This window comes from Anaerovorax sp. IOR16 (assembly GCF_017168145.1).
Lineage (GTDB): Bacteria > Bacillota > Clostridia > Peptostreptococcales > Anaerovoracaceae > IOR16.
Genome location: NZ_JADQTL010000008.1, coordinates 172,909 through 186,021, shown reverse-complemented (window position 1 = coordinate 186,021; position 13,113 = coordinate 172,909). Strand labels below are relative to the sequence as shown.

The window sequence follows — 13,113 nt, the reverse complement described above, 5'->3', positions numbered from 1 at the left end:
ATGTATATACAAGAGTTAAACCTTACAAATTTTAGAGGATTTAAAAAAAGTACAAAGATACAATTCGCTAATGAAATAAATGTTATTGTAGGTGCTAATAACTCGGGAAAAACCACTATTATTAAAGCATTAGAATTATTATTTTCAGAGGGCTCTTCTAAGAGATTATCTATTGATGACTTTAATCATAATATAAGTATCGAAGAATTAAAGACAAGCCCACCCAAAATTATAATTAGTGCAAAATTAGTTGAATCAGAAAATGAAGAAGAATATTCGGAAGACTTGATTACGGTTGCTACTTGGCTAACAAAAATTAAAAAACCATATGAAGCAACAATAACATATGAATTTTCACTTCCAGATAAAGAGGAAGATGACTATAAATCAATAATAGGAAAATTAACAAATAAAGATATTGAAGATTATTGGAGAGAAATAGAAACTACTTTTTTGAGAAAATATACATCAAAAATTTTCATCGGAAATCCTAAACATAGGACATCAGTTGATTCGGACAGTATAAAAAAGTTCGATTATCAATATTTAGATGCCATTCGTGATGTGGAACGAGATTTATTTACTGGAAGGAATACGTTATTAAGAGAAGTTATTGATTTTTATATGGATTATGATATTAAAATTGAGCCCTGTTGTAAAATGAAATTGAACCAATAAAAAATCCATAGTGAATTATCTGTGTTATGATTTAATCGCTTAAACAAATCGACACGGAGGATAATCACTATGGACTACCCAAATGATAACACAAAATTACGTAAAAACAAACATTTGAATTTTGAAGAACGTATGACAATTCAGATTCGATTAAAGGATGGCTACACACCATACAAAATAGCCAAGGAGCTTTCACGTCCTATCAATACCATTTTAAATGAAATAAGACGAGGAACAACGACGCAAATAAAGCAGGGAAAGCTTATTGAACTGTACCTTGCAGATACAGGACAGGCAATATACCAAAAACACCGTCAAAATTCATGCCGTACATTCAAGCGGCTGGAGTGTAGTAATTTTATCACTTATGCCGTAGATAAAATTAAAATACATTCATGGTCCCCAGATGCCTGTGTTGGTGATGTCATTAAAAATAATAGGTTTAAACGTTCTCAAATAGTTTGCACAAAGACTTTATATAACTACATTGACTTGGGGCTTCTTGCTGTTAAAAATGCTGATTTACCGATTAAGTTACGTCTTAATACTAAGCCTGCAAGGGTTAAATCACATAAGAGAGTTCTTGGCACAAGTATTGAAGAACGTCCTGAAAACATTAATACACGTGAAGAATTTGGCCATTGGGAGATTGATACCGTAATTGGTGAAAAGTCAGGTAATGACTGTGTTCTTTTAACTATCCTTGAACGACAGACACGGTATGCTATTGTACGTCAGATAGCTTCAAAAACTGCTAACGCTGCGACTGAAGAGCTTTCTGATATTCGTTCTTTATTCGGCGAACAATTTGCCAAAGTATTCAAAACTATTACTGGTGATAACGGCTCTGAATTTGCACAGTTAGCGACACTTGAGGATGAAGAAGATACAAAAGTATATTTCACACATCCATACTCATCGTTTGAAAAAGGGACAAATGAGCGTCATAATGGACTGATACGCAGATTTATTCCTAAAGGTAAACGCATGTCTGATTATAGCGCTACTGATATTGAATTTATAGAAGATTGGATGAATACCTTGCCAAGAAGGATTCTCGATTACAATACTCCAACTGAGCTATTTGAAGCACAATTAGATATAATATATGCAGCGGAGTTATAACATACACAATTTCCACATATTGGATTGGTTCAATTTGTTATTGCAATTGGTCATATTAAAATTGATAAAAAATTAAACAAAAAGGATAAACAAGAATAAATACGCCTAAAGAAGAAAGATTTCTCAAAAAAAGCAGATGTATTAATTGCAGATTTACATACTAGGATGAGTGGCGGCAAAAAAGAAATGCTGAAATACGCCGAGAAAACAGGTGCTGATTTTGATAATATAACACCTTCTTTTGATGGGAAAATTTTAGATACAGAACTGTATTCAGCTTTGAGATTGGTAGTGGAAAATAAAACAGGAGTAAAGCTTCCTGCAACACGTAATGGGTTGGGATATAATAATCTGATATATATATCATTATTACTCGCAAAGATGCAAAAGAATGCTTCAGGAGAATATATGGGTAATAATGCTAAAGTTTTTCCTATTTTAGCAATAGAAGAACCAGAAGCACATTTGCATCCTAATATGCAATATAAGCTTTTGAAGTTTTTAAATGAGAATAGTATGCATGAAGTGAGACAAATTTTTATTACGACTCATTCCCCTAGCATAACAGCAGCGGTGGATTTGGATTCCATTATAGTTTTATATAAATCTGAGGATGAAACAAAAATTGCATATCCAGGTAAAGTTTTTTCTCAAAGTGAAGAAGACCAAGCATCAAAAAAATATGTAGAAAGGTTTTTGGACGTCACAAAAGCCGACATGTTCTTTGCAAAAAGCATTGTTTTTGTTGAAGGTATTGCAGAACAATTATTACTACCTGAATTTGCAAAATATAGCAATTTAGATTTAACTGATTCACATGTTTCGGTTATAAATGTTAATGGAAGATATTTCAATCATTTTTTAAAATTATTTGATACAAATAAGAGTCAATATGCAATTCCTAAAAAAATAGTCTGTCTTACGGATAAGGATCCAGTGATGAAAAAAATTAAGGATAAAACAACAGAAGAAGATGATGAAAATAGTAGTTGGAAATCTTGCTTTCCCTTTTTACTCGAAAGTGACAAATTGAATTATGAATATAAAAAAACATCCAATCCTTTAACTGAATTGTATCAGCAAAGAGAGAAAACGGATTTAATTAGAGTTTATACGCAAAAAGAGGGCTCTACATTTGAGTATGAAATGATACTTGAGAACATTAAATGTGTTCAATTACTTACCGAATCAGTAGCGAATAAAGAAGAAATTAAGAATATGATGGAAAAATATCATGATGATATCAACAAATCACAGACAGAAGATTTAGTGAAAAATATGCGTAAGGGTAAATTTAGAGATATAATAAATAATTTTTTACAAATAACAAAACTTGAGCCATCAAGAATTGCAAAACATATTATTGCAGCAAGATATTTAAATTCAATCAAAAAAGGTGAAGTCGCACAAGAGCTTTCATATGTTATTTCTAGTAATATTAAAAATAGTAGTGACACTAAAGAAAAAGTTTTTGACTTTGTAGTCCCAACATATATAAGTGAGGCGATAAAATGGATTTGTCAGTAGCAAAAAAATTAAAAGATAGCGACGAAAGAATTAATATTTCGAATCATTTTAAAATTGTTGCTGGACCTGGTGCTGGTAAGACTAGATTTCTTATCAATCATATCAATCATATTATTGAAAAATCTGATAAGATTTCTGACATAAGAAAAATAGCTTGCATCACATATACTAATGTTGGTGTAGAAACAATAATTTTCAGATTAGGTAAATCTATAGATTATGTAGATGTAACTACAATTCATAGCTTTTTATATCTAAATATTGTTAAACCCTATTTATGGGTTCTTGAGGATGATTATAAATTTGATTTCATTAATATTGATGGTCATGATGACATAGTGCCAACATTTAGCATAATGAATGAATGGAAGCTGAGAACAAGGCAATATGCGCTAAATGATAATAATAAATTAGCTAAAGAATTATCTAAATTACATTGGTATTTAGACGATGGAGAACTAATATTGCGTTTTAAAGAAATTTGGGAAGGAAAAGTTGGAGCTTACAATATTAAAAAGGATTCCTACTTAGAATACAAAAAAATTTGTTGGGAAAAAGGTTTGTTATCCCATGATGATGTGTTATTTTTAAGTATTAAGATAATTGAAAAATCCCCTCGTATTTTAGAGATTATTCGAGGTAAATTTCCATATGTTTTAGTTGATGAATTTCAAGATACTAATCCTATTCAAACAAAAGTGTTAAAGCTTATTGCTGAAAAAGAAACTATTGTTGGAGTTATTGGTGATGAGTGTCAATCAATTTATAAGTTTCAAGGTGCAGATGTGACACAATTTACTGAATTTGACTTGCCAGAACTTAAAACATATTATATTGAAGATAATCATCGTAGCACACAAGAAATAATAGACATTTTAAATTATATGCGAAATGATAAAAATTTTCATCAAGAATCGCCAGAAAACAAACATGGACACAAACCTACAATTTTAATAGGAGGTTTTATCGATTCGTATAATGAAGCAATTAAATTATGTAATAAAGATGAATTGTATACACTATCCTTTAAGAATGAATTATGCAACATGATACAGTATGGTATTGATAATTATTTTTCTGAGAATATATTTGATGAGTTTATTTTTTCTGATGGAGATCGTGGGAAGATGATATTTTATATAATTCATTCATTAGAATATTGCAGACAAGATAAATTTAAAGATGCAATTAAATACATGAAAAAAGCTTATAGGAAAATAAAAGATTTTGACGACAAGGCTGCATTAGAAAATTTGAAAAGATTATATAATCTTTATTCAAGAATACAGCAAATCAATATTAAGGAACTTTATAATAATTATATATTTGGATTTTATGGTGTTAAAGCAAAAGTAACAAGTGGAAAAGCTAATAATTATTATAAAAACTTGACCTATAACAAAGTAGCTTGTGTGATAACAATAACTGATGATGATGGTAAATTTAGAACCATTCATAAGGCTAAAGGTGATGAATTTAAAAACGTTTTACTGCTATTGGAACCTAAAGAACAATATAACGAAGAAACTGAATTATCTTTTTTACTTAACCCTGATATGGGTAATGAAAGCCATAGAGTTTACTATGTAGCTTTAAGTAGAGCTATGGAAAATCTGTATATTTCTATTCCGCAGTTGTCGGATGAAAACAGAAGTAAACTAAATAACTTTGAGATTATGGAGGTAAGACCAAAAAGCTAAGCAGGATGATATAATAGATTTTAATAAAAGGAGTGTTAAATAATGTGAAAAATAACACCCTTATTCAGAAAAAATGCAACAACCAATTGTATAGTGATATGAACAAAATTTGATAGACAATATTGACATTGATTCCCATAAATTAAAGGGGAAAAGTATAAGATATTTTAAAACTATAAAAGGAAGATATATGGAAAATTACTTATTGCAAATGGATAAAGAGAAAAGTGAGTTTATAAAGAAAAACAATTCTGATGAGAAAGTTTATTTAAGCAAGGAACTGTATTTTTATCAACCTATTATATTTGATTTAGATAAAATTAAGTTTTCACATGGTTTTTATGCTGTAAAAATAAAAAAAACCACTATAATTTTACATGATCAAATAAATAACATAAAAGTCCATTTTTCTGATAAAGATGTTAATTTTATTATTAAAAAAATTAAAGTTAATCAGAAAATATTTTATGATTATTTAGAAAAGAACATATTGAATTTAATTGCTAACAAAGATTTAAATGAAATTATATTTACATTAGGAAAAACACAATTCAAAATTTTGGGGATAGCATTTTCAGAAGAATTTAATAGTGTTCAATGCGAAAACCCAGCTGATATTGATTTAAATGGAAATGATCTAATTGGGTTACTTAATTTAATAGCTGAAAAAGAAAGAACAGATAGATACAAAGAAAAGTTAAAAAATACATTTGAATACTACATAAGGTCGTAAAGCATTTGATTTTTTATTGATTTTCTAGTATAATTATTTTGCTATAATTATGGTGTCCCAGTACGGCTTTGCGCCACCTCAGCATTCTGAGGTTAATGAAATCACAATCTTGAAAAATTTGAATTTGATGCCTCAAATATTTGAGAATTTAATTTATCGGCCAGAACGACTTGTTCTGGACCTTACAAAATCAAATTCTTTTGTGACTAACTTTAACAAATTTTTGTGGGACACTTTTTATGGAGGATGTATAATGGAATATATCTTTAAAAGTAAACCCGAATTTGTAGAACCAATTCGGGTTTTATTTTTATGCGGAACTAATTTTAATGACAATGATAGCGACAAAAGAATTGCAATAGAAAAAATTTTGAAAGATGATAGCTCGAATAGAGTAGTAATTTTAGAAAAGTATTTTAAGTTTTCTAAAAAAGGGGATAAAAAAAGTTTTTTATCTTATTATGATATTAATCTTTTCAATCTATATAATATTGAGAATTTGGCTGCTCTAACAGCTACCAACGTTATTATTATACATGAGTCGATATCTACTGCAGGCGAATTAGCTATGTTTGCAAGTAATACAAATCTTCAAGGTAAGATAATAACTTTGGTTCCAGAAAAATATTCTGTAGAGGAAGAAAAAGTATCTGCCTTTTTAAGTTTAGCATTTTGGAGCAAAAAACAAACTATTCTTAAAAATGAAGTTATAAGATTTTACCCACAAATAAAAAAAGTTGGTATTTCTAAAGATAGAAATACCTATTATACTTATTTCCCTAATAACATGTTTCCTTATGAATTAGGAAATCAACTAAAATCAAAAATAATCACTCAGCAAACTACGAATATGCGATTATTTGGGGTTGGATATAAAAGGGTCAATACTGATATTACATACACGAAAGATACTTATGTGAATTTTGAATATGAAGTTTTTAAAAATTATGTGTTTTCTCTATTATCTATAGATGAATTCCGCCGTAAGATTAGACAATGCAATAAAATAGTTAAATTGAAAAATCTATTTAAAAGTATGTTTATAAAAATGCTGGAAAATACCATAGTTGATCAAAATAAAGAAGTAAAAGGTAAAATAAAAATTAGATTTAATAATCAACCAAATTTAAACTTTGATAATGCTTTGTTTTTTATGATTTATATTATGCATGCATGTAACCTAATTCATATAAAAAATGAAGAGGATAATCTTATTAGTGTAGATATTAGGAAAAACACATCAGAGATTTTTAAATCATATTCGGTTTTAATACAACCAATTGTGCAAAAGGAATGGGGGATTAAAATATATGAATAATGATTTATCCACATTTTATATCCCTAAAGCGAAAGGTTATAGAAAAATAACCACATATAAAGATAGAAATGGTAACCTTATCAAATATCATGACAAGGTTAATATCTCACTGCAAAAAAGGCTCAAGCAATCAATTTTTGCCAAAGCATATATAAAAAAAAGATCCATTGTTACGAATGCTAAAACACATATGTACAATGATATCTTTATCTCGATGGATATAAAGGATTTCTTTCAGAGCATTACTCATGATAGGCTTATAAATACTTTATATTATGAAATAAATAAAAATACCGTAGGGCATTTTACATTAGAGCAATGTAGAGATTTGGTAAAATCATGTTCTACTGGACAAAGGGGTATTGCAATTGGACTAAAACCTTCGCCGATACTAGCCAATGTTTACCTTAAGGATTTTGATGGCGTTTTATACGGGTGGCTTAAAAAATTAGATTTAGATAATGTTATTTACACTCGATATGCAGACGATATGATGGTTTCGTATAGATCTAATTCTAAGGATACTGTACCAGCAAATAAAGAAATAATTAGTAAAGTAAGTGAACTTCTCAAACTATCTTATTTAAGATTAAATGCAAGCAAAACACGAATTATTAATCTTAATATATCAAACCATGTAAGAATAACTGGAATTAACATTACTAAAAATGATGATAATTTTAGAATGTTAACGGTTGGAAGAAAGCAAAAAGATGACCTGTATTACAGATCAATAGGACTGTTTGTAAAAGAAACCAAAGACGATAAATGGTACTTGGAAGCTAAAAAAATTCAAGGTATGCAATCTTTTATTCTTTCCGTTGAAGGAGAGCGGTATCTCAATACGTATTCTAAAAAAATGAATAATGTTATAAATGATTTAGGTTATAAAAACTTAAAAGACCTAATTGATAATTTGATATGATTTATAAAAGATACCCCTCCGCCAAGGAACCACCAGCTCCCTACGACATCATTATTGTCTACTCAAGGCACGTTGAAGCCGTGACCCTACTTACGAAGTAAGTAGAGGTACGTCTCATGCAAGGCTTGCCCAAGAAAATGAGCATAGCGAAATTTGATTGGGAGCAAGCTACTGCGGAGTGCGAATGCCTGTTGCAACGCATCGAGAGATAAAATAGAATAAAATTAGCGAAAGCCGTGAGTTGAAATCAGCTCACGGCTTTATTGTATCTATAAATTAAGAAAAGGGATTGAAATGAAAAAACTTAGAAGAATAGAACCTACTAAAATAGAAACTAAAAAGTGTGCTTTTTACATCGAAAAGATGCTGTTTACATTGACTTTATTGAATAAGTATCTCAAAATTCATAAAATTGAAGTAGTCTGATTTTCTTATGAATCAGAGACTTTTGTTTTCGTTACTGCATATGAAAAGAACATGCAAGGAGGTGTGACATTGAATATTTCTGTTTACAATCTTAATGTAACGGAACGGGAAATGATAATCTGTTATAGAGAGATTTATAACAAAAATAGTTTACTATACATACTGAAGGTACAATAGATGCTTAAATACATATGAAAATCAAGGAGGAACGTTATGAAAGTAAAAATGAGAATACATCGAAGACTAGCTATTTTAATGGCTTTATGTATGGTAATAAGCCTGATGCCTGCAATGCCTGTAATGGCAGAAACAGTGCTAGATACTTCGGTATGGAGTGGAAGTCCCGCAGATAGTTTTGAATCAGGGAATGGCGAGACAAAAGAAAGTCCATATATAATTAAAACAGCAGAGCAGCTAGCCTATTTGGCTGCTCAGGTAAATAGTGGTACAGATTATGCAGGTAAATATTTTGAACTGCAAAATGATATTGTACTAAATGGAAATGTATTAGATGGTGCAGGAGAACTAAATTCAGGGACATTCCAATCATGGACACCTATTGGTTATCGGATATCTACTACAGACGGTAAGCCTTTTAAAGGGGATTTTAATGGTAGAGGCCATAGTATTACAGGCATTTATATCAATGATTCTAGTGAGCGTTCTATAGGACTGTTTGGTTATACGGAGGATGCAGTAATAGAAAATATACACATTAAAGATAATTATATATATGGAAAAGGTTATGTAGGAGGAGTGGCAGGCTATAAGAAAAATGGCAGTATAAGTAATTGCAGTAATAGTGGAGCGATAAGTAATAGCCAAACGACAATTGCACAGGGCACAGGAGGAATAGCAGGTTACAATTATGGCGGAAGTATCAATGATAGCAGCAATAGTGGAATAATCAGCGGAGTACAAAAAATAGGGGGAGTAGCGGGCTGGAATAAAGGGAGTATCAATAATAGCAGTAATAGTGGTGCAGTAAGTGGAACAGTGCAGTATGTAGGAGGAATCGTAGGAGATAATGATAGTGGAAGCAGTGTAAATAATAGCAGTAATAATGGAACTGTAAATGGAAAGAATGAGGTAGGAGGAGTAGTAGGTTACAATTGTGGCGGAAGTATAAGTAATAGCAGTAATAGTGGCGTTGTAAGTGGAGATGGAATGATAGGAGGCGTGGCAGGTGAAAATCGGAGTAGTGGAACGATCAGTAACAGCTGCAACAGCGGAGAAGTAAACGGAAAGAAGCAAGTAGGAGGAGTGGCAGGAAGTAATGGCCTATCTAAAATAGTAAGCTGCAGTAATAGTGGGGCAGTAAAGCATAAGATAGAGGGATCAGAAGGGATCGCTGATGTAGGAGGCATTGCGGGCAGTCAAGCTGGTACCACAACAGCAGACATAGTTATAGAAAATTGCAGCAACAGTGGCAGTATAAGTGGAGCCGGCGGAAATACGTTATATATAGGAGGAATAACAGGAAGTCAAAATAATGGAATTATAGAAAATTGTAGTAATAGTGGTAGTATAAGTGGAGTCGGCGCAAATGAGTTATACATAGGAGGATTGATAGGGCAGCAACATTCAGGAACGATAGATTCATGTTTTTGGAGAAGCCTTACTGGAATAGCTATGGCGGGAAATCAAGGGGGGACAATTAATAATTGTGGTACGTTAGATGGCAGCTCTATTAGCGAACTTAACAATTATGCCAATGACAACAGCTGTTTAACATGGGTACTTGATGCTAACAGCTATCCTAGGGTAGCGATTTCTCAAATGCAGCTACAATGGGCAGACGGATGTTTGGATGATGTAACTTATAATTCTTCTGAAACAAAGAGTATAACATATAAAGTGACAAACACAGGAAATACAATGCTTAGTAATGTAACGGTTAATTTATCAGGTGACAATAAGGACAATTTTGAAGTAAATGGTTTCAATTCAACAGGGCTTGAGCCTAATGAAACAGCAGAATTTACGGTTAGCTTAAAAACAGGAACGATTGTGGGGAATTATACCGCGAGCGTTGATGTCTCGGGTGAAAGTATAGATGGAGAACCTCTCCAAACTACTGGATTAAGCTTCAGTCAAAAGGTAAATAAGGCTGCGTCAAAGTTGCCTGAGATAGAAAAAACAGATGAAACAATAAAAGATTTTAGTGATGGTAGCCTTACGAATGTAACAAAGGAAATGGAATATAAAGCAGGTGAAGAGAGTGCTTACCAAGCGATTACAGAAGACGGTACACTTACTGGACTAGCACCAGGCACATATTATGTACGTTATCAAGATAGTTTTGCTGCTAATTATGAGGGAGATAATACACCAGTTTCATTAACTATTAATGAAACTGGTGTAGCTCCAATATATAAACTGGAATTAACGGCAAATGACAGTTTTCAAGATTTGACTTATGGGTATGAAAAAGAAAACTGCGTGACTTACACCTTAACCAATGATGGAAATACAACAGTCAGTGACTTAACAGTAGTGTTATCTGGAGCAGCTAAAGATGATTTTGTAGTAAGTAATCTTAATATATCAGAACTTAAACCTAGTGGAGAAGCAATATTTACTATTACATTTCCGTTGGGAAAGACAGCGGGGAGCTATGCGGCAAGTGTTGATGTATCAGGTAAAACTCCACCATTGGGTGCTGCGATAAATACAAATACAAGTATCACTCAACAAGTAAATAAGGCAGCGTCAAAGCTATCTGAAATAGGAAAAACAAATGAAACAATAAAAGGTCTTGGTGATGGCAGCTTAACGAATGTAACAAAGGAAATGGAATATAAAGTAGGTGAAGAGGGCGTTTACCAAGCCATTACAGAAGATGGAACAATTACTGGATTGGCACCAGACACATATTATGTACGTTATCAGGATAGTTTTGCTACTAATTATGAAGGTGATAATACGCCAGTTCAATTAACTATTGAAGAACCAAGATATGAACTGAAATTAGAGGGAGACAGTCGTTTACCAGTTTTGACTTATGGGTATGAAAAAGGAAATAGCGTAACCTACACTGTAACCAATGCAGGAAATACAATAGATAGTGGCTTAAAAATAGCTTTATCTGGAGATGATAAAGATGCTTTTGAAGTAGGAAAGCTAAGTGCTACGAAACTTGCACCTAAGGCTACTGCAAACTTTACAGTTACATTAATATCAGGAAAAGAAATAGGTACTTATACGGCAGACTTAAAAGTGGAAAGTAATACAACAAGTGCCAGCCTAACAATTACTCAACAAGTTAGAAAATCCGGTGGAGGACATTCTTCTGGTGGGGGAGGTAGTGTACAAACAGATCCTGCAACACAGGAGGAAAATCCATCACAGAATGAAACACTAAAGAGTCTTGAAATGGTTAAAAAGGATGGAGCAGAAAAGGTTAAAGTCTTTAATGATGTAAAGGAAAGCTCATGGTTTTATGAAGGAACAGTTTATTCTTTAGGCAGTGGATGGTTTGCAGGAAGTACAGAGACAACTTTCAGTCCAAGTAATCCAATGACAAGGGAAATGTTTAGGATTGTATTTGGAAGAATGGGAGCAGATGTAAATGACCTTATGGACAATGACAGGCTAAAGGAAAATATCACTAGAGAGCAGCTTGTAACATTACTTTACAGAATGGCACAGGAAAAAGGTCTTGTGAAGGCAGACAGTCAGGATACCCTCAAAATTTTTACTTTTGAAGATGGATCTCAGGTTTCTTCATGGGCTAAAGAAGCTATGGCATGGGCTAACGCGCAGGACATCATAAAGGGAGATGACAAGAATATGCTTAAGCCTAAGGCAGGAGCAACAAGAGCGGAGGTTGCAGTAATTCTTATGAGATTTGATACCATTGTTAGAAATAATTAATAAAAAAATAAAATGTTTTGTAGAGTATAAATATATAATTTGACAATAAATCTTTAAAACTAATAGGCTAAGCCGTAGGTCAACTTAAGACCTACAGACTTAGCCTATTTTAGTTCCATAAAAGTGTAATCGTTAAACACAGCATTAGTGATCTAAGTTTGCATGAGGGCAAAGAAATGTTTAGGCTCACCGGTACTAAAATATTCATATGCGGACGCTTATCCAATAGCCCAAAGTTGGTAAGCGTAGCGGTTTAGAGCCGTTACATATCCGCACAGAAATGAAGCGTAGAATACATGATGTAGCTACCTTATACGAAAACTAGAACAAGGAGACCATATAATTTCTTATAGTGGAGGGTTTTCGGGTCATATATAGATAAAAAAATTTAGAATCTTGATTATACATATGTTTCACTTGAGTGGTTATTTTGAAGATGATTTTTTTACATTAGACGACGTAACAAATTATTGGCGCATCTCTTGGTGGAATGCTTGCACCTCGTACTGTAGCCTGTGAAAAGAGAATAAAACTGCTAATTCTATATATTCTGTAAAATCATGTCTAAAAGAGTGTTTTCCTGTTGATTTACAACAGGAAAACATATACAATTAAGGGATATAACGCTGTATAATGCACGAGTGCATCAATATTCTACATTTGCTGTTTGTACTCACTCAACCCGTAATAATAATGGGAACAGTGGAATTATGGAAATAAGCTAATAAAAAAATATTGTTTGATATTTCAGACACCGTGCAATAGAATATGAATAAAGAAGTAATGTTTGTCAAAAAGGTTGCCT

Annotated in this window: 8 protein-coding genes; all 8 read left to right on the top strand. The window is 32.1% G+C overall.

Annotated elements, in window-relative coordinates:
- The 8 genes from I2490_RS02885 to I2490_RS02850 all read left to right on the top strand — a co-directional run bounded on the left by I2490_RS02885 (position 1) and on the right by I2490_RS02850 (position 12,308).
- Positions 1-678, top strand: a complete 678-nt coding sequence (locus tag I2490_RS02885; RefSeq protein ID WP_206458280.1) for an AAA family ATPase — start codon at positions 1-3, stop codon at positions 676-678.
- Positions 679-747: 69 nt separating this feature from the next.
- Positions 748-1,803 (top strand): IS30 family transposase, encoded by a 1,056-nt coding sequence (locus tag I2490_RS02880; protein WP_206458279.1) that lies wholly within the window; start codon positions 748-750, stop codon positions 1,801-1,803.
- A gap of 165 nt (positions 1,804-1,968) precedes the next feature.
- Complete coding sequence (locus I2490_RS02875) at positions 1,969-3,330, top strand: ATP-dependent nuclease (protein ID WP_245157064.1); 1,362 nt, start codon at positions 1,969-1,971, stop codon at positions 3,328-3,330.
- Entirely contained in the window at positions 3,315-5,030 is a 1,716-nt protein-coding gene (locus I2490_RS02870) for an ATP-dependent helicase (protein ID WP_206458278.1), read from the top strand. The genes I2490_RS02875 and I2490_RS02870 overlap by 16 nt, the downstream gene beginning before the upstream one ends.
- A 190-nt stretch (positions 5,031-5,220) precedes the next feature.
- Positions 5,221-5,763 carry a hypothetical protein gene (locus I2490_RS02865; RefSeq protein ID WP_206458277.1) on the top strand — a complete coding sequence of 181 codons (543 nt, stop codon included), beginning with the start codon at positions 5,221-5,223 and terminating at the stop codon, positions 5,761-5,763.
- A gap of 253 nt (positions 5,764-6,016) precedes the next feature.
- A complete protein-coding gene (locus I2490_RS02860) occupies positions 6,017-7,081 on the top strand; it encodes a hypothetical protein (protein ID WP_206458276.1) in 1,065 nt (354 codons plus the stop codon).
- A complete protein-coding gene (locus I2490_RS02855; protein ID WP_206458275.1) occupies positions 7,074-8,006 on the top strand; it encodes a reverse transcriptase domain-containing protein in 933 nt (310 codons plus the stop codon). The genes I2490_RS02860 and I2490_RS02855 overlap by 8 nt, the downstream gene beginning before the upstream one ends.
- A 639-nt stretch (positions 8,007-8,645) precedes the next feature.
- Entirely contained in the window at positions 8,646-12,308 is a 3,663-nt protein-coding gene (locus I2490_RS02850; protein ID WP_206458274.1) for an S-layer homology domain-containing protein, read from the top strand.
- Positions 12,309-13,113: the final 805 nt, after the last annotated feature.

Coding starts and splice junctions, on each gene's coding strand:
- I2490_RS02885 (WP_206458280.1), top strand. CDS start 1: ATGTATATACAAGAGTTAAACCTTACAAATTTTAGAGGATTTAAAAAA.
- I2490_RS02880 (WP_206458279.1), top strand. CDS start 748: ATGGACTACCCAAATGATAACACAAAATTACGTAAAAACAAACATTTG.
- I2490_RS02875 (WP_245157064.1), top strand. CDS start 1,969: ATGAGTGGCGGCAAAAAAGAAATGCTGAAATACGCCGAGAAAACAGGT.
- I2490_RS02870 (WP_206458278.1), top strand. CDS start 3,315: ATGGATTTGTCAGTAGCAAAAAAATTAAAAGATAGCGACGAAAGAATT.
- I2490_RS02865 (WP_206458277.1), top strand. CDS start 5,221: ATGGAAAATTACTTATTGCAAATGGATAAAGAGAAAAGTGAGTTTATA.
- I2490_RS02860 (WP_206458276.1), top strand. CDS start 6,017: ATGGAATATATCTTTAAAAGTAAACCCGAATTTGTAGAACCAATTCGG.
- I2490_RS02855 (WP_206458275.1), top strand. CDS start 7,074: ATGAATAATGATTTATCCACATTTTATATCCCTAAAGCGAAAGGTTAT.
- I2490_RS02850 (WP_206458274.1), top strand. CDS start 8,646: ATGAAAGTAAAAATGAGAATACATCGAAGACTAGCTATTTTAATGGCT.